General features: G+C 39.4%; 27 protein-coding genes. 1 reads left to right on the forward strand and 26 read right to left on the reverse strand.

Annotated elements, in window-relative coordinates; translation table 11 throughout:
- Window positions 1-79: 79 nt before the first annotated feature.
- The 12 genes from TV75_RS13525 to TV75_RS13580 all read right to left on the reverse strand — a co-directional run bounded on the left by TV75_RS13525 (window position 80) and on the right by TV75_RS13580 (window position 10,644).
- On the reverse strand, window positions 80-805 hold the full coding sequence (locus TV75_RS13525) for a class I SAM-dependent methyltransferase (RefSeq protein ID WP_044339324.1): 726 nt from the start codon (window positions 803-805) through the stop codon (window positions 80-82).
- 115 nt (window positions 806-920) lie between these two features.
- Window positions 921-1,355, reverse strand: coding sequence for a hypothetical protein (locus TV75_RS13530; RefSeq protein WP_052504564.1), 435 nt, complete (start codon window positions 1,353-1,355; stop codon window positions 921-923).
- 117 nt (window positions 1,356-1,472) lie between these two features.
- The gene (locus TV75_RS13535) at window positions 1,473-2,231 is read right to left on the reverse strand and encodes a serine hydrolase (RefSeq protein WP_044339325.1); all 759 of its coding nucleotides are present in this window, start codon (window positions 2,229-2,231) and stop codon (window positions 1,473-1,475) included.
- A gap of 120 nt (window positions 2,232-2,351) precedes the next feature.
- On the reverse strand, window positions 2,352-2,651 hold the full coding sequence (locus TV75_RS13540; RefSeq protein WP_044339326.1) for a hypothetical protein: 300 nt from the start codon (window positions 2,649-2,651) through the stop codon (window positions 2,352-2,354).
- 151 nt (window positions 2,652-2,802) lie between these two features.
- Window positions 2,803-3,576 (reverse strand): HAD-IIB family hydrolase, encoded by a 774-nt coding sequence (locus TV75_RS13545; protein ID WP_044339327.1) that lies wholly within the window; start codon window positions 3,574-3,576, stop codon window positions 2,803-2,805.
- A 233-nt stretch (window positions 3,577-3,809) separates the two neighbouring features.
- On the reverse strand, window positions 3,810-4,478 hold the full coding sequence (locus TV75_RS13550) for a DNA alkylation repair protein (protein WP_044339328.1): 669 nt from the start codon (window positions 4,476-4,478) through the stop codon (window positions 3,810-3,812).
- A 352-nt stretch (window positions 4,479-4,830) separates the two neighbouring features.
- Window positions 4,831-5,106: a hypothetical protein gene (locus TV75_RS13555; RefSeq protein WP_044339329.1), complete on the reverse strand. Its 276-nt coding sequence runs from the start codon at window positions 5,104-5,106 to the stop codon at window positions 4,831-4,833.
- A 120-nt stretch (window positions 5,107-5,226) separates the two neighbouring features.
- Complete coding sequence (locus tag TV75_RS13560) at window positions 5,227-5,409, reverse strand: PspC domain-containing protein (RefSeq protein ID WP_044339330.1); 183 nt, start codon at window positions 5,407-5,409, stop codon at window positions 5,227-5,229.
- Window positions 5,410-5,663: 254 nt separating this feature from the next.
- On the reverse strand, window positions 5,664-7,637 hold the full coding sequence (locus tag TV75_RS13565) for a S9 family peptidase (RefSeq protein ID WP_044339331.1): 1,974 nt from the start codon (window positions 7,635-7,637) through the stop codon (window positions 5,664-5,666).
- A gap of 240 nt (window positions 7,638-7,877) precedes the next feature.
- Window positions 7,878-9,344 (reverse strand): DUF4179 domain-containing protein, encoded by a 1,467-nt coding sequence (locus TV75_RS13570; protein ID WP_044339332.1) that lies wholly within the window; start codon window positions 9,342-9,344, stop codon window positions 7,878-7,880.
- The gene (locus tag TV75_RS13575; RefSeq protein ID WP_156142437.1) at window positions 9,337-9,864 is read right to left on the reverse strand and encodes a sigma-70 family RNA polymerase sigma factor; all 528 of its coding nucleotides are present in this window, start codon (window positions 9,862-9,864) and stop codon (window positions 9,337-9,339) included. Before TV75_RS13575 ends, TV75_RS13570 begins: the two co-directional genes overlap by 8 nt.
- A gap of 168 nt (window positions 9,865-10,032) precedes the next feature.
- Window positions 10,033-10,644: a CGNR zinc finger domain-containing protein gene (locus TV75_RS13580; RefSeq protein WP_044339333.1), complete on the reverse strand. Its 612-nt coding sequence runs from the start codon at window positions 10,642-10,644 to the stop codon at window positions 10,033-10,035.
- A gap of 120 nt (window positions 10,645-10,764) precedes the next feature.
- Here TV75_RS13580 and TV75_RS13585 point away from each other — a divergent pair, with 120 nt between their 5' ends.
- Window positions 10,765-11,226 (forward strand): hypothetical protein, encoded by a 462-nt coding sequence (locus tag TV75_RS13585; RefSeq protein ID WP_044339334.1) that lies wholly within the window; start codon window positions 10,765-10,767, stop codon window positions 11,224-11,226.
- Window positions 11,227-11,579: 353 nt separating this feature from the next.
- On the opposite strand, the gene TV75_RS13590 is transcribed toward TV75_RS13585, so the two are convergent.
- From TV75_RS13590 to TV75_RS13660, 14 genes are all read right to left on the reverse strand, one after another.
- Window positions 11,580-11,951 (reverse strand): VOC family protein, encoded by a 372-nt coding sequence (locus tag TV75_RS13590; RefSeq protein WP_044339335.1) that lies wholly within the window; start codon window positions 11,949-11,951, stop codon window positions 11,580-11,582.
- A 109-nt stretch (window positions 11,952-12,060) separates the two neighbouring features.
- A complete protein-coding gene (locus TV75_RS21885; protein ID WP_156142439.1) occupies window positions 12,061-12,267 on the reverse strand; it encodes a hypothetical protein in 207 nt (68 codons plus the stop codon).
- Between the two features lie 17 nt (window positions 12,268-12,284).
- On the reverse strand, window positions 12,285-12,629 hold the full coding sequence (locus TV75_RS13595; protein WP_044339336.1) for a hypothetical protein: 345 nt from the start codon (window positions 12,627-12,629) through the stop codon (window positions 12,285-12,287).
- 55 nt (window positions 12,630-12,684) lie between these two features.
- A complete protein-coding gene (locus TV75_RS13600) occupies window positions 12,685-13,350 on the reverse strand; it encodes a hypothetical protein (RefSeq protein WP_044339337.1) in 666 nt (221 codons plus the stop codon).
- A gap of 256 nt (window positions 13,351-13,606) precedes the next feature.
- The gene (locus TV75_RS13610) at window positions 13,607-14,044 is read right to left on the reverse strand and encodes a VOC family protein (RefSeq protein ID WP_044339339.1); all 438 of its coding nucleotides are present in this window, start codon (window positions 14,042-14,044) and stop codon (window positions 13,607-13,609) included.
- Between the two features lie 574 nt (window positions 14,045-14,618).
- Entirely contained in the window at window positions 14,619-15,473 is an 855-nt protein-coding gene (locus TV75_RS13620) for a DUF2785 domain-containing protein (protein WP_044339341.1), read from the reverse strand.
- Between the two features lie 119 nt (window positions 15,474-15,592).
- Complete coding sequence (locus TV75_RS13625) at window positions 15,593-16,318, reverse strand: alpha/beta fold hydrolase (RefSeq protein WP_044339342.1); 726 nt, start codon at window positions 16,316-16,318, stop codon at window positions 15,593-15,595.
- A gap of 105 nt (window positions 16,319-16,423) precedes the next feature.
- On the reverse strand, window positions 16,424-17,290 hold the full coding sequence (locus TV75_RS13630) for a GNAT family N-acetyltransferase (RefSeq protein WP_172655768.1): 867 nt from the start codon (window positions 17,288-17,290) through the stop codon (window positions 16,424-16,426).
- Between the two features lie 131 nt (window positions 17,291-17,421).
- Window positions 17,422-17,637, reverse strand: coding sequence for a hypothetical protein (locus tag TV75_RS13635; protein WP_044339343.1), 216 nt, complete (start codon window positions 17,635-17,637; stop codon window positions 17,422-17,424).
- A gap of 424 nt (window positions 17,638-18,061) precedes the next feature.
- A complete protein-coding gene (locus tag TV75_RS13640) occupies window positions 18,062-18,523 on the reverse strand; it encodes a nucleoside 2-deoxyribosyltransferase (protein ID WP_044339344.1) in 462 nt (153 codons plus the stop codon).
- A gap of 175 nt (window positions 18,524-18,698) precedes the next feature.
- On the reverse strand, window positions 18,699-20,279 hold the full coding sequence (locus TV75_RS13645) for a bifunctional metallophosphatase/5'-nucleotidase (RefSeq protein WP_044339345.1): 1,581 nt from the start codon (window positions 20,277-20,279) through the stop codon (window positions 18,699-18,701).
- A 578-nt stretch (window positions 20,280-20,857) separates the two neighbouring features.
- Window positions 20,858-21,403, reverse strand: a complete 546-nt coding sequence (locus TV75_RS13650) for a hypothetical protein (RefSeq protein WP_044339346.1) — start codon at window positions 21,401-21,403, stop codon at window positions 20,858-20,860.
- Between the two features lie 120 nt (window positions 21,404-21,523).
- Complete coding sequence (locus TV75_RS13655) at window positions 21,524-21,907, reverse strand: VOC family protein (RefSeq protein WP_044339347.1); 384 nt, start codon at window positions 21,905-21,907, stop codon at window positions 21,524-21,526.
- Between the two features lie 95 nt (window positions 21,908-22,002).
- Window positions 22,003-22,281, reverse strand: coding sequence for an ArsR/SmtB family transcription factor (locus TV75_RS13660; protein WP_044339464.1), 279 nt, complete (start codon window positions 22,279-22,281; stop codon window positions 22,003-22,005).
- Window positions 22,282-22,293: the final 12 nt, after the last annotated feature.

A 22,293-nucleotide genomic window follows, 5' to 3' on the forward strand; every position in this document is an offset into this window, starting at 1 on the left:
CATCCAGTCAGGCTGATGCTCTTTCTCCCACGACCAATTGTATTATTCAAATTAGCTGACTCCAGAAAACTCAATCCAATCACTCATTTTCCAGCCGTTTTTTTGACATAGCCTTTACTATAAGAAAGTGAGGACTGGTCATGAGATAGTGATAAGACTTTTCTTTCACTTCTTTCATCTTTTCATGCGGTTGGGGTTCAATCAACTCATCGAGATTGAAAAATTGAGTGGTTTCATTATTGATACTTTGCATGGGTCTCCTGTAAAAACTTACGTCAATCGTAATATTCGGTTTGTTCCAGGTTTCTGTGAGGAGTTGGGTTTCAAAATAATCCTTGCAATTATGTCTTGTATAGTCCATGAACGGGTGATGAACCGAAAATAAAAAGGTTCCACCAGCTTTTAGAATGCGGTTGAATTCTTGAAATGGTTGGGTCCAATCCTTGAGATAATGAAGCGTAAGTGAGCTTACGATCACATCAAAGGAATCATCTTCAAACGGAAGGGGTTCTTGAAGATCATGGCATAGGAATGTCGCTTCTTCACCTAAACGATGCTTCGCTGCTTTCACCATTTCGGAGCTGATATCAATGCCCGTAACTTCCGCCCCTTGAAGCAATAACTGCGAAGAATACCATCCAGCTGCACAACCGGCATCAAGCACTTTTTTCCCTTTTAATTGTGGCGGCAAAGCCTTCATCATCGCAGGGCGTTCATAATATGCGTTATAGGGACTTTTCTCATCGACGTCGTTTTGATATGTATCTGCTAACTTATTATAAATGTCTTTAGTAGGATTTCTCATTAAAATTCCCTCTTTCATTCCTTGTTATAGAAAATCCATTATTAGTAACCTAGTTTCCGATAAAAGGGGTAAGCACCAAAAAGAAAAAACCACCTTGTTGAATAAAAAAATTTACTTATTCACAATGGTTACGTTCAAAATGTTTCCCATCCCTCGGGAAACTCCCCTCTGGTGGTGTCCATACGCTCTGGCAAATATTTTCTTTATCTACCACTGAGTAAGTATACGTCCACCCTTTTTCGTTTTCAAACTCTACACTTAATTGATAAGGGTTGTATTGCCTCCCAGTCCCAGTTTGATGGCGAATTTCCCACCCTTGATTGGGATACTTTTCCTCAAGAAAAAGATTCAGTTGTTCTGTCTTCTTGGATACTTGATAATCAACCCAATAGGGTCGAATAACGAAGAATGAAAGGAATAGTACAGTTATAGAGGACGCGGCAATTAAACTCCTTTTTCTACTCTTTTTAGGCATTAACAATGTGGCTGCAAAGATGATCATGATAAAAGCAGCTGTCATTGTCATTTCTATTCCTGTTATTGGATGCACGAATATCCCTCCTCCCTCATCATTCCCAGCTTTCAACTACCGATAGCTGAATAATGGTAGCCGTCACTTTTTCTGACTGGACCTCCTGTTATTGCCCCTAAAATTGAATAATGATGCTCACTGTTTTAAATATTCATCATAAAGCAACTCCATTGCTTCAATAATCTTACTGTCAGCATCCTGACTGTTTAATCTATTAGGTAAGTGAATTGCCCCTAATGCAAAGATATAAGGGTTTTCATTAAAGTCACCAATTATTCCGATATCAACAGCAACATTATCTAGTCCACCTGTCATATGGTTTAGATGGTGTGCTGGTATTTGATTTATATCTCCCTTTTGTCTAACCAATCCGTTAATGATTGGTGTCCATATGAGAGGATGTGTTTTGTACCCTTGATAGATACGTATCATCAAATCAAGCATTTCGTTTAGCTGAGCCTTATTTTCAAGATCCCTTGGGTTTTCAGTAACATTTATTGTAGGATAATAAGACTGGATGGACTTATTTAACTTTTTCCAGCCACCACAAAAATGAACTATACATCTAGCAATATAGCTATCGTGACAAGCAATCATTACTTCAACCGCCTCCCTCAGAGGAAGACTTTGTCTGTTTTGCAGATGAGGATAAAGTTCTTTGCTGTCTTCTTCTGGATTAAATGATACTCCTTCAACAATGGCATCCCAATTAACCAAATCATCCTCTACCCATTTCGCTACACAAAATGCTATCGCTACTTTTGCTGCTGATGCAAGGGGGATTTTAAGTTCACTATTTAGAGAGGTATTTTCTTTGTTTTCTTTAGTGGAAAATATAGTTATCCCTACCTCTCCAACATCTATTTCTTTAAGTTTTTCTATAACTTTACTCACTTTTCTTCACCTGCTTCGTTTTCTTTGCTTCATTCTTGAACACATATTCCATTATTGGGCCCTATATAGGAATTTTTAGCTTCTACTAGTGGGTTAACTGATATGGTTTATTAATGGGAATCAGTCAGCTGATTTCCATTTATAAACCCGTTTGCGGAAGATACTATATATTCCCAAGCCAAGGTAAAAAAGAATACCCACTGCCATTATGATATGTCCCCAAACCATCCACCCCATTCCAGTCCACCCTCTGATATACACAATCCCTATAATAAAGGCGATGTATCCGAGAAGTATAACGATGAAGGGAGTGATTACCACTTTTTTAAACTGTGTAAACAAAAAGTGAACAAGAAACAAAATAACAATTACACTCAAGACTTCAACAGATGTTACCGCTTTCCAAAAATATTCCCCCATACAAAAATCTCCCCCTAAATATTGATCTTTACATTCCGACCTTCAACTTAATACCAATTATTCCAAAATACAGCAACTTACTCAAGGGGATATCGAAAACTAAATAGAGGCTCATCCTGTTCCGGATAAGCCTTCGTTTATTAAGTAAGATCTATGCATGAATTTGTTTAAATTTTTTTGAAAGAGTAATGATTTTTTCTACAATTTCTTGTTCGCAGTTTGCATTCATTGATATCGTTTCTTTTGCAAAAGGAGCTAAATGTTTGTGGTGACCAATCATAACCGTATGTAATGCGTTTTCGAACATTGAGATATCATTCGCATCGTTCCCAAAAGCAATATATGTATTTTCTTCTATTCCAAGCTTCTTTAATGCACTCCATTTATTGATTCCACTTGGGCTGATATCCAGTACATTTTCGTTACCGTGTGTATTTACATAGACATTGAGTTTCGAGAGTTTTACTGATAGTTCATCCATATTATTTGAGGTAAGAAACAGAATCTTAACGATCGAATCAAGAGAATCCATACTAACCATTCTGGCTAACTTTGCAGGGTCTACATTTTGAAGTATAGGGTGTGAATCTGGCCCAGTATACGCATAGTCCCAATGACCGTCTACTAGATAAGTAGCATTATATTCATGGATAAGTTTTTTTATTTCTCTCATTTCATCTGTCGAGAACGAGTTGGAATGAATTACTTTTCCTTCTTTTGATAGTAAAGAACCATTCCCACCAATCATTGTATAATGGTGAAATGCTTCGTCTATGACAGGTAGCATATCTCGGATCGGTCTTGCCGAGGCGAAAATGACTTCTATACCTGATTCTGTCAACTCCGACAATGAATGAAGGATCTTTCTGGAGATTGGTTGTCCTTTAAAACAAATTGTTCCGTCTAAGTCAAAAACAAATCTCAAAAAACTCACTCACTTCCGCATAGATGATATTCCAAATTATAGCACAAAAATAATTACTTCATCTAATTCTCCCTAATTAGATACAGTTCACCGTACCGCCTTCATAGGTGATTACTCATGATAATTTTTTGAAATTTCCCTCCAAGCAAAAAGGATCTGAGAGCTTACTTTCAGATCCTGTCCATATTGAGCTTTATTTTCCCATCGAACCCTTATGAATTTTTCAGAGGTACCTATTTATTCAGTCGCTTGTTAACTTCAATCGTAATAAATTCCGGCAAGTAATTGGGAGTACATCCTTTTGATACCATTTCATCTTTGTAAAGACCCGTTTTCTCACCAAGCTTCATACAACGTGCTCGATACTTTTCATCATAAACGCCTATCCAGCCTGCGGTAAAATTCATAGCCCATTGCACTTCCGGTTCTTCCTGCGTAATAGTAGCTTCAATTGCGGATAGTAAGTCTGCGGTGTTATCAGGCGGTGTTTGTCCAGTCCATCTCAATCGCGCTTGAAAATACCAGAAAGCTCGTCTTTGAAGGGCAGAAGGGCTATTTCCCCATGACTCCATCAATGCAATGTTCTTCTTGTTTTTAGTCAGCTGATTAGCCATTAACCAATCCATTAATTTATTTCGTTCATCAAATGTGTGAGTCTGCATATCCTTATCAAGCTCATTTAGTACCTCTTGTGAAAGCAGCTTTTTGTCCATAATTAAGATGGCCAATAGTCTTGGTAAGAACTCTCCGGTTGACCAAAGTTCCATAGCTAATTCGTGATCTTTTTTAATGTCCTTCGCGATTTTTCGTATGTCGCCTAGCTTCGTATTACTATTGATCTGAGATAGAATGTTTTCTGCTTTTGATGAGCGTTTTATTTCTGTGCTTTTATTATTAGTCATTTGACACCACTCCTTGTTCAAGCATGTTTCATAATATATTTTGGCGGTATATATCAGTAACTAACTTCCGTTATAAGACTTATTACATATTGTACCATAACAATAAAGGAGGGATTTTGCCGCGAAAAGCTACTAGGGCTAAACTACATCTTCAACAATCTGGTCCGTTAGCTGAATAAAAAGTTCATTCATTTATATGTAAATGCAATACTTCATTTGCATCAGGAGTTTTTAGTATCAATTGATTGTATTTGGTTAAACATACCCCAATAAACTCTTCCTCATCACTGGTTTCAACTTTCAAATTGAATTCTTCAGGCAAGAACAATAGATAATCACCTGCAATTCTTTCTCATAAATCCTTTAAATATTTCAAGTCATTCTGGCTAATGGTTTTTGTATATGGTTTACTTATGTTTTTCCCATTCATGCAGTTTGGTTCATACCACCAAAGAATAGTGCATTTTTCGGAACCATAAATACTTGTTATGTAGTCAAATAAGCTGATTAACAATTCTGTTTTTGGTTCTGCTAATGGGAATTCTATCAATACCTTTAAATCAGCTTTTTGTCTGATATCTTGATTTAAAGATATTTGATCTAGAAACCCTTTCCAAGTCACTTCCATCTCATCTCCTTAGCTTGGTAAATAATTTGAAAACCTAATAGAACGATCTCCTCGTTAGAAAAAAAGTGACTTCCCTTATTAAGCAATTGCCTCCAATACATGAATAAATCAATTGAAGTATCATAATGACCGAGGAGTGTCAGGCATTGTATTAACAAGAATTAAATATATAAGTACATTAGCTGGTAAGAAAAGAAATAGTAGCCTTACTCCGAAAGAAGAAATACCGAAATATTCCGCTATCCCTCCACAGACACCGCTTATGGACTTATCTGTTCGCGATTTTTTTAATTTGTTTTTCAATTCAGCTCCCCCTACATGACACAAAGCTTTTTATTATATTTTGTTAGACGATAACAGAGTAATTGAAGCTCGAATTATCCCATTAATTTTCCATATAATGAAATACCGATAAAGCTTAAGAAAGCAGCTGATAAGAGATTTCATGAAGTTTGTATAGACACAACGAGTTTGACTATATGCCTATTATTTATAAACAGCATATGATGAATGACTGTTTCATCTGCATGTATCCTGTGAGTATATCCATCTATTAATCACAGAACCCTAAAATCTTTCATGCTTTCTCCAAGAATATAATGTGAAAACCACATCAAATTATGCTTCATAATGGCCGCATTCATAGTTGGCTGGTCAGCACTATAAGCCATTCCTTTAAATATGATTAATTCTGTATCTACTTCCATGTCCTTTAATCCTTGATGGAGCTCATAGGAATTTGGAGTTGGGACCCTCGCATCCTTTTCTCCATGTTGGATCAAGGTGGGCGTACAGGCTGATTGAATATAGGTCATGGGTGATGTTTTCGCATAGATCTCTGGATCATTCCACGGGTTATCCCCTAAATACATCTTAATAAAGGAAGGTATATCTGTATTCACATAGTGGTTGCGCCAGTTCGTAATTCCTCCCCCGACTGAAGCGGCCTTAAATCGATCACTGTATATCGAACAGAAGGCTGATATAAATCCACCTTGGCTCCATCCCATTACCCCTACACAATCCTTATCCGCCATCCCTCTTTCTACGAGTGCATCCACCCCGGATATCACATCTTTGTAGTCAACGATTCCCAGGTTTCGATAGTTTGCTACTAGAAAGTCATTCCCATATCCTGAACTTCCTCTGTAGTTTGGTTCTAACACGATAAAGCCCTTTTCAATAAACTGCTCAACAGGATATTTATCATTGAAACAACCTGAATGGATCGGGAAGGATGCCCACCCAGGACCACCATGGATGAGTAGCAGCAAGGGATATCGTTTATGGGGATCAAAGTCTGCCGGGGTTGATAACACCCCTTCTATTTCCAGATTATCACTACTTTCCCATGAGATGACTTCCCTGTTACTTTTGAGTTTCCCCTTAAACATACAATTCTCATTTGTTATTCTTTTATCGTCGAAATAGATTTCAAAGGTTTCATTGGTTGTGGCCTTACTATAGGCGAGATGTTCCCCATCCTCTGTTATAGAAACATCCTGTATAAAGCAGTCCTTTGTTTCACTAACCATGCTTAGCTTACCATCCTCAGATAACAGCCCAATAAGGTAATTCGTTTTATCCTGCCATTTTAAGAGAATCCCTTTAGCTGTCCACCGAATGGGCATGACCGTACTATCAAAATCGGTTAAAGGCTGGTTGTGCTCTCCACTAATAAGATCATAGATCTCCAGTGTATGGTCTCTTATATGTGTCTTATAATGAGCCTTCTCTCTTGTGCTTGCTGTATAAACTATTTTGGTGCAGTGAGGAGAAAAGCAAACGCTCCCTCCCAATAACTTATTTCCACTCACCTTATGTAACTTTCTAGATTTCTTATCTAGTATGTATAAATCTTTATTCTGATCATCTTCCCCGTCCGGACTTGGTGTAGCCATAAATACAACCTTTTCCCCATCACTTGAGATATCAAATTCGCTGATATGAAAATCCTTATCGTCAGTTAGTTGATACGTAATGCTGCTTTCGATTTTTTCCTGACACTCACTGCTAGAATCGTTTATTTCTATGTAATATAAACTATGATTCTGGTATTCCTTGCCTATATGATGGTAATTTCCATAAATCTCCTTACGTTTCTTGATTTCCTCAGGTTCCTTTGACGGTGCAACATAATAAAAGCCCTTGCCAGAAGGGTCCCACTTGAATTGACTGATTCCTTCTTTCTCGTCCGTCATCTGAAAACTACTATAACTATCCAATGACTCAACAAAGATCTGATTTTTCTTCTCACCCCCGTCACCAACTGAACGAAGGTATGCAACCTGTCGGGAATCAGGGGACCATAAGGGAGATGAACCCTCTATATCACTGGTTGTTAATGCATAGCATCCTCCCTTATTTTTTTCATATAGCCATATGTCATTCCGATATGTATTCTCTTCCCAATCAGCTGTCCGTTTGACAAATGCTGCGTTTTTACCGTCATCACTTATATGTATGTCTGATAAGGTTGGGAATGAAAGGAGCTCTTCTATGGTTAGGTACGTATTTTCGTAATGATTCATTGTAAGCCCCTTTATTTTTTTAGAAAAATTTGTTATTTCAATTATTTCAAACTCCTTCAGGTTGTACAATCCCCTATTAAATAATTTAGGTGCATTCATTACCTAAGGAAGAAACGCTGCTTGTTTGCCCGATAATTGAAGAGGGCATTACGGAGATTATCCTTTGAATTTCCGTTTTTTCTCAGATGACAAAGTATAAAAAAATAGCCCCCTCTCAAAAGGGGACTACTGCTCTCCATCTTATCTTTGATTCAAATAAATCGGAATGAAAGAGAATCCATTTTCTTCCCTTATTTTTTTAGCTGTTTCTGAATCCTGAGCCTCACTCCTACTAAGCACACCAGATTGTTCGGATATGCTGATTTCTAGAATTTTCGAGTTTTCATGACCTTTTAGCTTCCCAATAGCTTTTCTCTTAATGGAAAGTTCTTTTGGAAATGCCTCCAGATATTGATTGATTTTTTTCTCTTCTTCTATTGTCAGTGGCACTAATGTATATCCACTTTCAGCTAACAATGCATTTATTTCAGATTGTTCATCCTCTACTTTTTTTTGTAAGACCTTTCCGGATTTATTCAGAGGTATCTCTACAGCGTCACCTACTTCAAGAATACAGTCCTTTTGATTCTTAACCGGGGCAAACGTCATAATGTATTCGTCATTTTCTCCTTCCACTTCGCCTTTACTAAAAATCGGTTCCACTTTTTTGCCGCCTGATTTTATAAACACTCCTGATTTCTTTTCGTTGACACTATACCCGTATTCTTTACTGTTTTTCCTTGCATTGAGGAATTGTCGTTCCAGTTTACTCATCACGTCGTATCCCATACCATTTTCATCTGTCAGGCTCCTTGTGTCGGACCCCGTAACCACTACCCTTGTTTCAAGCTTTGAGAACTCTACCCGGGTAACGGTATAGGTTTCCCTTTTGTAAGTGAATGTTTTATTGACCTCTACGGTTCTTCTTTCTGATACCGCAGCCGGCTTGATGGTGAAATGTAATGGCCAGGTTGTTTCCACGCTATCACGACCGCTATCTTTATAAATCGTTAATCGATCAATTTCCAGCCGGATGTCCTTTCCCTTATAATCCTTTATTGATTCAAACGAAAGGGCTGATACTACTTTGTTTTCCTTACTGTCATAATATCTGCTTCCCCAGCCTACATTTTTCAATTTTCTTTTTTCATTTCCAACGATTAAATTGATGGAGCTCACACCTTCGAATAGATCAATATAATAGTCCTCTAAATCGGTCTTTTCACTTTGATAGGTAAGAAGGAGTTTTGTTTCCTTATCATCCGTCAACACACGGTCGAAATGGACAGTGATGTCATGTTCTTCATCAATATATGTTTGATCAAGAATTTGTCCATCTCCTGATATGACGGCATTCCTCACCCCTGAATCATCAATATGCTTACTTGAGAATATTTTGTCATATACTTCTTGAATGGCCGCTATCACTGGTGTGAATGTTAACGTAGATGCAATTAGTAAAAGTGCAGCTGCAATGATAGAAAGTCTTTTATAAAGGGACTTTTTGCGCAATGGAGAGCGTCCTGGACTGAGTTTGTTCTCCTTTGCAGGGGTATGACTCTCCTCATTGAATTCCGCCTTTGCTTTCTCGACGCCTAATCTTGCCCTACTATGTAAGTCATCAGGAATATCAATTTTTTCTAGTTCACGTCTAATATGGTTACTCATACATATCAACCCTCCTGACCTGTTTTCGGAGTTTTGCCAGCGCCCGATATAAAACAGACTTTACTGTACCCAATGGTGACTCCTCGATTTCTGAAATCTCCTTAAGGGTATATCCGTGATAAAACTTCCAGAGTATGATGTTTTTTTCACTTTCATTTAATGTGTTAATCAAATCATGCAGGGATAATGAAAGAGGAATATCATTGTCTTCCAAATTGATAGGATGAGCATACTCCGGATTCAAATGAATGATTTTCTTTTTATGTCTCAGCATATCCGTTGCGCAGGTTATGGTAATCTTTATTAACCATGTTTTGAAATAGGCAGGGTTCCTTAGTGTGCCTATCTTTTTGAATGAGCGATACGCCGTTTCTTGAACGACATCAAGGGCATCCTCCTGATTTTTCACGTAGACATATGCCATTCGATAGATATCTTTCTCGTATTCTTGAAACATTGTCAGAAAAGCCTCTTCGTCGCCTTCCTGGGCTTTGTGAACTAATTCAATAATTGAACTCACCTTCTTTTCCTTTGTGTATGACTATGTATTAGACGGACGTGTGCATGTTTTGGCTTCAATAATTTTTAACACTACGTAAAAAAAGACCAAGGTGATTCCTTGGTCTTGATTTTTTATAGAAGAGAACAACATGATTTTAGATCCCAGAGGGAAATTGATCCCATGTAGTCACTTCTCTTTTTGATAAAACCTCCGCACCTTCGCCCGATTCCCGCAATCAGCCATGGAACACCAGCGCCTGCTTCGATTCCGGCTCGTATCAAAGAATAACCAGCCACAAGGGTCCCCTTCACATTGCTTAACCCGTTCCAATTCATTTTTTGAAACGAGTAAATCCACAGCGGATTGCAGAATGGGAGGCAGCATAGCGTCCAGGTTTTTCTCTGGGTGGTTGAACTTCAACGTGAATTGATCCTCATCTGGGATGACTTGCAACGATCGATAGAAAGTGCTCACATATTCATTGAAGCGTTTCAGATCCTCCTCGTTCGGCGAGTTTTTTTGGGAAATGCTCTTGAATATTCGATACATGACTTCCCGCAGTTCGATTGCCTGCTTCAGGGTCTCTTCTGCTTGAGAAGGGTTTTCACCTGCTTCAATAAGAAGATTCTGTGACTGTTGGGCAGTCAACACTTCGGCATGGACGGACCAGTCAACCAATTCAGGGTAACTCGTAAACCAATCCCGCCTTTTCTCAGCGCTTTCCCGCCAGCTGACGGTATTGATGAAATCCATACACAGCCGTTCACCGACCATCATATAAGGGTTTGTTTCCGACATGATCATGACTCCTTTACTCTAACCATCATAATACATATTGACAGTTAGAAACAACCGGAGTAAACTTATAACCACCTAAATTTATTTTGATGGTTAAATCTAATTTCAGGAGGTACTACAATGGAGAATCCGATGTTGGCAGCTGTTAAGACGATGTTGAAGGAAACATTTGAAGGACCTGAAGGAAACGGAAGCTGGTACACAGAATCGAAACCTGGAAGTGGCTTGTTTGGAACTCTCGAAAGATTATCGGCAGAAGATGCTTCGACACCGGTCAACGGAACGACCATCGCCGCTCAAACCGATCACACACGCTATTATATATGGGTGGCAAGATCCTATTTGAATGGAGAAGTACCCGACAAGGACTGGGAAGCTTCCTGGAAGATCACGAGCGTAGACACCAATACCTGGACACAATTCACCTCTGAACTTCAACAAGATTACACCGCCCTGCTGACAACGATTGATTCCGTGACCTCTTTAGATGAACAGACTTTATCAGGTATGCTTGGAGCGATCGCCCACTCCGCCTATCATCTTGGCTCCATACGACAAATGGTCAAAGCGAGCCAGTCATAATGTTGAAAAGGGCTTCTGGAAAACCGTTTTAAATAGAAGAACCCGCCGTGTAGTTAGATTTGGCGGGTTTCTTTATTAGGAATATTAAAATAAGCGGAGATTTTCCGGTTACATTCAGAATGGAACATGTATTTAGGGTAAATAAGGGGAGATTTTCCGCTTATGCACAGAAAAATTGCTTATAATTGGCTCTATTGAGTCAGTAAGCGGAATTCTTCCCTCTATTTCAGCCTTTTTCAATCGTAATGACTAATTAAGCGGAATTTCTCCGGCTATTTATCAGCTCTCGAGCTCAACCTGATCTCCCAACCGACATAAGGCTATAAAAAAAGGTATTCTTTCTGCATGACCTGTTACCAGTGTGCTTGCAGCTTATTGCCATCTGGATCATAAAAGTGGAAAAATGCATGTCCGTGATCTTCTTTAATCTCATCGACCTTTACCCGGTGATCCATTAAGTGTTGATGAAATTCAACCAGCTCGGGACTTGTAAAACCAATGCTGAATTCCTGTTCCTGATTCACTGTAAAATGGGCAAAGGTTTCATCTTCTGTTGGGATTAGGATCAGTAAGAAAGGTCCGTCATTTACTTTGATAGCTGCAAGTTCCTCTGTCATGTTTACTAACTGGAGTCCTAATACATCTCTGTACCAGTGTGCAGAACGTTCTACATCTTTAACAGGAATTCTAATATAGTGTACTTGTTCAATGAATGATTTACTCAAATCCTTCTCTCCTTTTTACTGGTCTATCAAATAGTTCGCTTTCTATCTACTTTTCCCCTTCAAATTCCCAATATAATTCCAGATTGTTGTTAATGTATAATATGAAATGTTAATCTCTTAGTCTATCCTTGTTATCATTCTCTTCTTCAAGATCTCTCACTTTGCCGTCCAGGATATCGTCTAAAGGGGTGTAATGATTACTGGGGAGTTTCTTTCTTCTAATAGCTTTAAAGATAATAAGTGCTGGTATGGCAAGGTAAACTACAAATGCAAGCCCCATTGATAAAACCTCTTGTATGCTATTGATGATTTCCACCTTACCCTTTCCCTCCCTTAAAGTATGAGAATGTGAACCGCTCCCACAATATGCATATACAATCCTGTGAGAGATAGAACCGTCCCCAGGAGAAATGTCCAAGTGTTGTCTTCTGTTTCCTTATCAAAGGTCCAGATTGTCAATAAAGCCACTGTCAACGTTACGACAGGGAAAATGACATATTGGGGTCCAAATGCAAATGAAATCCCACCAAAGATCAGTACAAAAATTCCATAGGGATTGGCTTTCTTGATAGTATCAATGTATTCTTTCTCAGCACTCGAAAAACCTTCATCATCATAATGATAAAAAACTTGCTTAAATCCATTAAGGAGATTGACGATCTTTTTTAATCCGCCCATATGATCTCAATCCCTTCCTTTCTGCCCTGATTCTTGGAATGAAAAATGTCTCCCATCACAGCTCATACTCTTTTTTTTTCCGATAGATCTTCATACTTAAATGACCCCAGTCCCCTTTTAAATCATCACCATGCAAAACACTCCACGCATTAAAAAAGGTCTGCCCACGTTTGTTAAAGAAGAACTGACCGTCTATGCAGTAAGAAGCGTGTTGAATGATTCCGTCTGCATTTCCCCACGTCACCACATCCCCTGCCCTCAACCCTTTAGACGGGATGACATGATAATCTTCAAGTGCTAAACGTTGAAGAAACGTTTGAGGGTGGACCCATTCATGGACGATCCACTCCTGTTGGGTGATGGCGAGGAGAGTTGCCGATAAACAATTACTTCCCGCTCTGATTGGAAAGGTGTTGGCATACGGTAATAGGTGCGGAGGGGTTAAGGTCGGAGGATCATAACAAGTCCAATCCTCCCATTCTTGGGCAATGTCTGTTATGAGGTCTTCCTTGCATCGATAAGAAAGTACTTCCCACATCGCTTTATGAAGGACAGCATACTCCTCTCCCTTCACTTCGACAACACTGTTTCGAAGGGATGATGCGTCTCCAGAAAAGTCAGAGATGGGATGAATCAAGCCCCTTCCCACTTCCACTTGAATATAAAAAAGCTCGTTTCTCTTTTCAACTGGTAGATGATTCACCCAGCCGGAAGGTGTCACAAGTACAAAGGCAACATCCTTTGACAGATTCCAATACTCATAGCTGTTCGCAAGTTGTACTGTTTATAAGATGAATGGTTTTGGAACTCTTCGTGGGGGATGACCAGGACATTCGTGAGGTATTCTTTAAAACGAGCAAGGTCCGTCCCTCGGATAAAAAACAAGTCTTTATCTGGTACATATGTCTTTATCCATTCTTGTAATATGTCTGGTGTTGGCTGGAGCTTTCTTTTCAATTCATTTCACCTCTATCGTTTCATCTCATTTCCTCCGCCAGCTCTAAAATAATCCCCTCTGGACCACGGACATAGCATAACTTATATTTGTCTTCATATTGCTGGATTTCACTAAAGAGCACCGTACCTTTCCTTTTCAAATGGGCAACCATGGTGTCAAGATCCTCAACAGCAAAGCAAATGTGGCGGATACCCAATGTGTTGGGAAATGTTTGCTGAATACCGTTTTCATCAGACGGTGTACGGTACTTGACGAGTTCTATCCATGTCTGACCGTCCGGCACCCCCATCCCTACACATGACGTTTTCACATCCTTAAGGCCAACGACCTTGTCCAACAGTTCTCCATCCATTTCCCATTCAGCTTTCACCTCAAGTCCTAAATCAATAAAAAACTCTTTAGCCTTTGGTAGATCGTTTACGTTTATACTGATATGATCCATTCTGGTGATTTTCATGTTTTGACCTCTTCCACAATTAGATTATATAAAAGTTCAAGGGAACCAAGGGGACAGGCACCGCGGCCCCTATCCAAAGAGCCAATGGACCTGTCCCCTTACCAATAAACTAACTAACATATTGGAGAACCAGCCGATATAATGCTATGCAAAGTCCTAAAATACTTGCTTTCATTTTGGATGGATGGTTTCTCTTACTTAGCAACAAGTAAAGGAAAACAACTACAAATCCCAAAGGAAACCATAGCTCGAAGAAACCTTCCTTTGTATCCCTGGAAAAGATTGGACCGATGTGGGTGCTAATCAGAAAGTAAATAAAAACGGTATAACGACGTGTTTCTAATTGCTTACTCCACCTTACTAAAAAGAAAATAATAATCATTGCAATGATTGTAATGTGGAAAGGCGGGAGAACAATGGAAAAGTCACCAAGTTTGAGTTCCAACCTATACAGCCCCTTTTTTATATGTATGAAGTCTTACATGCACAATTACGGGAAACTGCTATCTTAAGCAATCACCCGTTACCTAGATTTTGACTAGTCTATGAAAATACAAAAAATATACAGGCTCACTCAAAAGACTTTCGCTAGTGTTTCTTCAATCTTCTTCTGAAGCGGTAATAGTTTAGGTTGATCGTTGATTTTAAAGTGGAAACTTTTTAAAAATGATTTAATATTAAAAACCAGGAACCAATACTTTTCATTCTCGATTTTTGCCTTTTGGATTTTTAATTGATTAGGTATCTCTTGGAGGAATTGTTCTATTTCTTTTACATTTAACCCTCTTTCTATCATTTCAAGAATCGGGGTTAATAACCGTTCATCCTCATCGTGAACATACACACTATCGGAAATAAGGACTTTGCTACACAATACTCTTACTATCACTGGATAATCTTCTTTATCAAGCTTTGGATTTTTCACCAACTCTTCAAATGTGTCAGCTACGTGGGCGATACTATGAGCCCACCCTTTACCAGGGACGTACCCTCTTAAGTCTTCCTCAAGCTCAATGTACGTAATCAACTTTTCTTTAACCGTATCAATTAGGTTTTGGGGTAGAAAATCCGCTTGATTATCTCTGTATAATATTAATGCTATTAACAGGGTAGTGAACGCTCTTGTAAATACGGTGTCGCTATCCTTTTCACCAATTCCTTTAAACATTCGTTCATTCATACAAGCATCTAAGAGTACAGTTAAGAGTTCAGCTTCAATTTGATTGCTTTCAACAATTAATCTATAAAAAGAGGTATAAATCAACTGATCACGGAGTTCACCATCCGTTGAACCAATATGCTCCATCATAGATTGTAATACCAACGTTTTATCTACCTCTTGCCAATTGCATCTTTCATTTTTATATTCAGTTAAAATGGACTTCAGTTCACTTTCGCCCAATAACTTGTTTCTCAAGGATATATCCATCGAATTCAATTTCTCCTTTTGTTATATAAACTGTTAATGGCGTTTCGATAAAGCTGAAGGATCGATCATTACTAGCTATTGCCACGGCTAATTAAAGTGTTATTTTTCACAACCTGACTTCAAACCCTGTCTATCAATTTTTTCACAGCACCTACTACCACTTCCGGTTCATCATTTTGTATGTAGTGAGCACTGTTTTCAGCTATCACCAATTCACCTATAGAGGATATTTCAAGTATCTCTCTCTGCATATCATTCCATAATTCTTGTGATTCCTCCGAATAATGAGCTTTTTTTCCAGCTGAAAGAACCATTAGCGGGACATTTAATTTACGTCTGGTGTCTTTCAACTGCTTTAAACTCTCCATAAATTCGTCATAATTTCCTTCATGAATGAATTGCTTGTTGTATGCTTGTTGAAAGTCCTCTGACATTGTCGGGAGAAATCTTTCTCTATAATCTTCAGGCGTAGAATCAACCAAGACAAGTCCACACACTTCATTCTGATATTCAGTTGCAAACATTCTCAAGTTTACTCCACCAAATGAGTGCCCTACTAATAGATATGGAGGTTTAATCTGGGCCTCAATAAGAAGTTCCTTCAATTCTTTTACCATCTCACTGCTGGTTCTGGGATTAGAACTTGTTTCACTTTTCCCAAGTCCCGCCCTATCATAAATGAGAACATTAGAGAGCATTGTAAGATCTTCGATTACTGAATCCCAAGCCTTGGAATAATCACCATATCCAGCATCCATTACAACAGTTGGTTTTCCATCATTTTCTCCCACCAATTTCGCATATAGTTTACAACCATTTACTTGGACTAACATTTCTTTCATCATTTCATCTATCCCCTCATTCGGCCAACTATCAAATATAAGCTTACTTCTTCTGCTGAACTGCACGATAATCGAAAATAAAAAAGCTGACTACATACAGCGTTTCTCTTACCCGAATACCTGAGCAGCAATTCCAAATAATTCACCATTTCTCTGGGGCATCTTAGTGGAATTAAACATCATAATGGGTGGATTACTCACATTTACAAACCCGCATTTCTCAACGGCTTCCATAAATACTTCATTTCCTGATGGCATATCGATCCTTAATTTGCCTTGATGTCCTATAGCCAGCTTATCTAAAATCATAGATGCAACCCTAGCATCCGGTGCCACAATGGGACCTATTATAAGATTGACAGGTCCTACTATGGATAATCCAAAACCTATGATATCCCCAATTTTATCTTTTACGACTAAACATGCCTCGGATTGATTGATTCTATGTTTAAGGAAATTGCTTCTTTTATCCCCAAAAGCCGCTTCATCCAACTCAATTATCTTATGTAAGTCGCTTTCATTAAAATGTTCAATGGTAACTGTTGTATTGGTTAGATTAGAAGGTGAATAAGTATCGCATATGTACTTGTGCACACGGTCAACAATTTGAAACCCCATTTTTTCATAGAGAGGCTTTCCGTCTTCAGTCGAAATGAGCATGATCGCAACGTCGCTTGAAAGGGAATTCATACATTGTTGCGTCGCTTCTTTTCCTAATCCCAATCCTCTATGTTCTTCCTTGACTATGACCATACCAATAGAGGCAAAACTCGTTTCATAAGGGACTATGGCTGCACTTGAAACAATTTCACCCTCAGTATTCTTATGGCCGAATACTTTGCCTGAAGACATCACTGTACCAATCTCGTGTAGATCATAATCCCATCCAACTGATTTAGACAGTTCAATTAAACCTGGGATGTCTTTCTTTTCAAACTGAACTAAGTGTAACTTTGACATCTTTCTTGTAATCATTAAATTTTCTCCTTAATCGATTCATTAAAACCTCACTTTTAATTTACATTTATGAGTCTGTTCTCCATTACTACACACGTGGTCCCTTCTTCAAATAACCTACCCCTTTACTGGGATAGGTGAATGGGATTTCATCTCCCGAATATTTCTGGTACCGACACACCCATATCAAACAACATACTCATGATAAAAAAGATGAGGAACACAATAAGGCATATGGTTACAACGATGCTTCCAATGGTTCCAATCTTGTATTCTTTAACTTCTGTTTTTTCGCGCCTCTTCTTTCTGTACACTCCTTGCACCTTTTTGAGCTGTTGATTTTTATTTTGTTTGTTAGGGTACATTGGCATCACTCCTATTCCCGATTGCTGAATAAAAATAGCTGGTCGGACTGTCCCGGCTGGATCTACAGTTTTTGCCTCCTTATAGAATAAGAGTTACATTTTTTCTTAGTAATTGAACATTGACTATAAATAGTCTGCGTGACCTCTTATTGGTTCAACACCGTCTCAATTCCAATTATTTCAAATCCACGAAACTTACTCAAGGAAAACTTCAGATAAAAAAAGCCCATCCGCTTCTGGATAAGCTCATTTACTATCAACTCAACTAACAAATTCACTGAGAGTTTCCTATTTTACTATCCGGATAATATACGCCAGTGAAAAACTGACAATGAATAACATCTAAAACAAGGACTTTCCTCCGGATTTCTTCAAATGAAGATCGCTCCGTTCCATATTAAAGGAGCGACGGGAAAAGGTTTTATCATATCACCGGCCCCTCATACGGAGCTTTCGGCATTCGATGGAAATCGTACGTCGCCAGTTCTTCCACCTTCGTAAAGTAAGCGTGTAAACTATCAGCCATCATTAAATTCATGACTGAATTTTTTTCATTAATCAGTAGGATCGGCTTTTGCAGGGAGTAGGCGTACCCGATTTCAAATGCTGTTCCGCTGTCCACATACTTGCCTTCGTAATCGCGGATTCCCACCAGGACATCGGAACGCCTTAAATTTCTTAGATCGTTTCGGAACACTTTCCGCCTCCATTCTTTTGATCCAAATTCAAGATGTTCGTATTGATGAAATCGTGCGGAGAAGATTTCTGATACATATGGATTCTGCATGAGAGATTGTTCAAGCCTTTGTACCCGGTCGACTTGTTCCTTACTGAAAAAGGGACTTGCGATAAACACTCTGACATTCCTTATGATTGTGTTCTCCATGTGACCTCCCCCTGAAATGTACTCATACTATATCTTATTAGGGGTATCACTGGTTCATGTATGAAAGCCACGGGTACAGGTAACGACTCCTACTCAAGGAGCCAATGGACCTGTCCCCGTGGCACCAAAATAAAAACAGTAGAGCGCGACCTGTTCCCGCTCTACTGTTTTTCATCTACTGTACCTTGATCCGATCTGTCTCAGGCGGTGCTATGCTTCCGCCAGATTCAATGATATAGGTAATGAAGGAGTCCAATGTCGGCGGACCTTCTACAGAATCCTTGCCTTTTTTAAAAGCAGTGAACCCGTCTCCGCCGGTTGCAAGATAATTGGTGAGGGCTACGGTATATGTCTGGTCCGGCTGAATGGCGTTTCCATCTCTATCGGTCATGGCAACGACTTTTTGGCCAGGTGGTGCGTCTTTATCGTAGGTGTAGTCGAGCCCCGATGTCTGCATGATGGTTTGAAAATCCCCTGTCCACTGCTGTTCCAGTGCTTCTTTTATCTCGGCGCCGGTCAATGATAGTTTGACCAGGTTGGTGCCAAACGGAAGCATGGTGTATAGTTCTCCCCACGTAAGTTCACCCTCTTCCAGGTTCGCCCGGATTCCACCCGGATTCATGAATGCGATGTCGGCATTCATATTCTCCCGGTGTGAATCTGCGATAAGATTTCCAATCGACCGCTCCCCGCTGGCGGTTTTTTCCTTCGTGATGGAGGCTTCAGCCTGACCCATTTTCTGGCCCAGCATCATCTGTTTGTCTGCGGAATAAGAATCGACCATCCTTTTAATTTTTTTATCTGGCTCGATTCCATCGTGATATGTGGATTGGATGGATGCTTGCTTATTGACAATTTCCTTCGTCTCACGGTCGATCAGGAGATCTACGTCAGAAAAGGCTGTTCCATATGAGTACGATTGAACAATCAATTTCCCATCAACTGACGCATTGGCAAAGCCGTGACTGTGTCCGCCGAAGATGATGTCTACTTCATCATCGATGCGGGGGGCAAATTCAGCGGCGTCTTGGGCAGGATTTGTTCCGTCTTCGTTTGAAGAGGCGGAAACATGCCCGAGGACGACGATGGACCGAACTCCTTTTGCCTTCAATTCTTTTACGCTTTGATTGATGGCAGTGACTTCATCCGTGAATTTAATACCTTCAATCCCGCTTGGCAGGACGATATCTTTCGTTTCTGTCGTAACAACTCCGATAAACCCGATGGGCACCCCATCGACTTCTTTGATCAAATATGGTGGTAAAATGGATTTCCCTGTCTTTTTATCGATGACATTGGCAGCTGTGTAAGGAAAAGCCGCCCCTTCAAAGTTGCCCGTTTTCTCATGTTTGCCGCCATCAAGGAGCCTGAACATCTCCTCCGTTCCTTCATCGAACTCATGATTTCCTAAAGTCCCGATGTCAAATCCGACTTCGTTCATCCATTCGACGGCAGGTTCATCCTGCATAAGAGATGACACAGGTGAGCTTGCACCAACCATGTCACCTGAATGGACCAACAGGGTATTTTCGTTTTCCTGCCGTTGCTTTTTTAAATAGGCAGCCAAGTATTCAGCACCGCCTACCTGCTTTCCATTCCTTGTTCGAACCGTTTCCAGCTGGCCATGAAAATCATTGACTCCCAGAAGCTGCACAGAAATATACTCTCCAGGGTCGGTGGAAGATGACGCAAATGATGATCCGATGAAGAAAACCCCAGCTGCAATTGCTGCCAACATCAATTTACTTAAAGACATGGAAAACCTCCCTGTGCTTTTGTCATCTTCAAGGTAGCACAGCAGTTTTGACCCATTTTTAATAGAAAGTTATTGTTTTGTAAAGACGTGAAAGCTACAAACCACAAACTGATCATCAACTAAACGCTATGGGCACAGGTACAAGCCGTTTCGAAAAAGTAAAATAAGCGGAGATTTTCCGCTTACATTCAGAATGAAAGTTGTTTTAGGGTAAATAAGCGGAGGTTTTCCGCTTAAGCATAGAAAAATCATCCGTTATTGTATTTTTTGGATCAATAGGCGGAATTTTTCCTTCTATTTCAGCTTTTTAATCTTATAATGACGAATTAAGCGGAATTTTTCCGTGTATCCCATGAAGACATTAACCATATGCTGACCTCTTTAAAAAAATTGAGAGCAGAATGAAAAGCGGTAATATACGTTTAAATCAGGATACTGGGTACGGTTCTCATCCTGGCCCCCGTTTTCCAATAAAAATAAAAAAGTAGAGCGGGAACCGTCCCCGCTCTATCACACATTAATAAATTAAAAGCTGAAGACACTCCTATCTTCAGCTTCAAAACCTTGAAATAGTTTGACTACTTCCATATAGCCATATATTTTTTTTCGTACTTTTTGTCATCAACCGTATCGATCAATTCTAAAGCCGTTTGTTTGATGCTCTCAGCATTAAAATGGTCATATAAATTTTTCATGTTTTGAAGGATGTCATTACGAATTAAAGTGAAATTTTTTTCGTCTGTTCCATTTTTAAAACGTTCAGCCATATGTTCCATCACCATTTCTTTTTGCGGTGTACCAGCAGCTCCCACCTTCCAAATTGATTGGAGGCTGTGTCTGGCTGTAACAAACTTTTCATCTTTTGTTACTTCCCACAACCTAGGGAAATCTTCCATCATTCTCATCTCTGGATCGCTTTTAGCTAGATTAGCCAAGTATTGTGCAGCCCGGGAACGTTGATGGTTATCCTTATGGGTTAAATCCTCTACTAGTTGATCCCATACTTCATAGGCCCAATCCACTTTTTGATCCGTTACAGCTAGAATCTTTTGATAAGCTTCATAACGCTCATCTTTATCGCCTGATTTTGATTTTTCAAATTCCAACTTGATTTGATTATCCATTTTCATCCCACCTAACGAGTCACATAAAGAATATTTTTCGTGAATATCTTTGCGAAGAGACCTCAATTGATCATTTACCGAACAAATTTCTCTTTCATTTCAGTTGCATGGTTGCCCATATTACTGCTGAATGATCTGAATAAGGTTGCCGCAAGTATCGTTGAAAACGGCTATTGTGATTTCGCCCATTTTTGTTGGTTCCATAGTGAACTGCACGTCTTTTTCAACTAATCGTTTATACTCTTTGTGAATATCCGAAACGCCAAACATTGTGACGGGTATGCCGTCCTCAAATAACTTTTGTTGATACTCTTTTGCCGCCGGGTGTTCATTCGGTTCGAGTAAAAGCTCAGTTCCCTCTTGTTCATCTGGAGAAACAAGCGTTATCCATCTGTGTTCTCCTGTAGGGACGTCATGCTTTTTCACAAAACCTAACGTTTCCGAATAAAACTCTAATGCCTTATCTTGATCTTCTACGAATATACTTGTAACGATGATTCTCATATTTTCCCCTCCTATGTTATCTGCAACTCATCATGCTTTGCTAACAATCAGAAAGCATTTCATCCATCTCTAATCCCGGTTAAGGTACTTTAAAATTATTCTACCCAACCTTTCAGTAAGTTTCTCAGTGGTTCGTTATGAAAGATAAGTACTCGATATTTCCCCTTTCTTTTTGATGTGACAAGCCCCGCCTCTTCCAAAGCAGAAAGGTGTTTAGCTATCGCTTGTCGTGAAATGGAGAGGTTGTGCTTCATAATGAGGCGTGCCGTAAGCTCATATAACGTCAGCTCGTTACGTTCGGATAGCTCGTCCAATATAAGCCGTCGGGTAGAATCGCTAAGTGCTTTAAATATTGCGTCTTTGTCCCAATTCATATATTGATTATA

The sequence above is a fragment of the Rossellomorea aquimaris genome, from assembly GCF_000935355.1.
GTDB classification, from domain to species: Bacteria; Bacillota; Bacilli; order Bacillales; family Bacillaceae_B; genus Rossellomorea; species Rossellomorea aquimaris_B.

What these genes read in the sequence shown, in the direction of transcription:
- TV75_RS13525 (WP_044339324.1), bottom strand. Translation starts at nt 805, where the DNA reads ATGAGAAATCCTACTAAAGACATTTATAATAAGTTAGCAGATACATAT.
- TV75_RS13540 (WP_044339326.1), bottom strand. Translation starts at nt 2,651, where the DNA reads ATGGGGGAATATTTTTGGAAAGCGGTAACATCTGTTGAAGTCTTGAGT.
- TV75_RS13550 (WP_044339328.1), bottom strand. Translation starts at nt 4,478, where the DNA reads ATGACTAATAATAAAAGCACAGAAATAAAACGCTCATCAAAAGCAGAA.
- TV75_RS13555 (WP_044339329.1), bottom strand. Translation starts at nt 5,106, where the DNA reads ATGGAAGTGACTTGGAAAGGGTTTCTAGATCAAATATCTTTAAATCAA.
- TV75_RS13565 (WP_044339331.1), bottom strand. Translation starts at nt 7,637, where the DNA reads ATGAATCATTACGAAAATACGTACCTAACCATAGAAGAGCTCCTTTCA.
- TV75_RS13570 (WP_044339332.1), bottom strand. Translation starts at nt 9,344, where the DNA reads ATGAGTAACCATATTAGACGTGAACTAGAAAAAATTGATATTCCTGAT.
- TV75_RS13580 (WP_044339333.1), bottom strand. Translation starts at nt 10,644, where the DNA reads ATGTCGGAAACAAACCCTTATATGATGGTCGGTGAACGGCTGTGTATG.
- TV75_RS13585 (WP_044339334.1), top strand. Translation starts at nt 10,765, where the DNA reads ATGGAGAATCCGATGTTGGCAGCTGTTAAGACGATGTTGAAGGAAACA.
- TV75_RS13595 (WP_044339336.1), bottom strand. Translation starts at nt 12,629, where the DNA reads ATGGGCGGATTAAAAAAGATCGTCAATCTCCTTAATGGATTTAAGCAA.
- TV75_RS13610 (WP_044339339.1), bottom strand. Translation starts at nt 14,044, where the DNA reads ATGAAAATCACCAGAATGGATCATATCAGTATAAACGTAAACGATCTA.
- TV75_RS13620 (WP_044339341.1), bottom strand. Translation starts at nt 15,473, where the DNA reads ATGGATATATCCTTGAGAAACAAGTTATTGGGCGAAAGTGAACTGAAG.
- TV75_RS13625 (WP_044339342.1), bottom strand. Translation starts at nt 16,318, where the DNA reads ATGATGAAAGAAATGTTAGTCCAAGTAAATGGTTGTAAACTATATGCG.
- TV75_RS13630 (WP_172655768.1), bottom strand. Translation starts at nt 17,290, where the DNA reads ATGATTACAAGAAAGATGTCAAAGTTACACTTAGTTCAGTTTGAAAAG.
- TV75_RS13635 (WP_044339343.1), bottom strand. Translation starts at nt 17,637, where the DNA reads ATGTACCCTAACAAACAAAATAAAAATCAACAGCTCAAAAAGGTGCAA.
- TV75_RS13640 (WP_044339344.1), bottom strand. Translation starts at nt 18,523, where the DNA reads ATGGAGAACACAATCATAAGGAATGTCAGAGTGTTTATCGCAAGTCCC.
- TV75_RS13645 (WP_044339345.1), bottom strand. Translation starts at nt 20,279, where the DNA reads ATGTCTTTAAGTAAATTGATGTTGGCAGCAATTGCAGCTGGGGTTTTC.
- TV75_RS13650 (WP_044339346.1), bottom strand. Translation starts at nt 21,403, where the DNA reads ATGGATAATCAAATCAAGTTGGAATTTGAAAAATCAAAATCAGGCGAT.
- TV75_RS13655 (WP_044339347.1), bottom strand. Translation starts at nt 21,907, where the DNA reads ATGAGAATCATCGTTACAAGTATATTCGTAGAAGATCAAGATAAGGCA.
- TV75_RS13660 (WP_044339464.1), bottom strand. Translation starts at nt 22,281, where the DNA reads ATGAATTGGGACAAAGACGCAATATTTAAAGCACTTAGCGATTCTACC.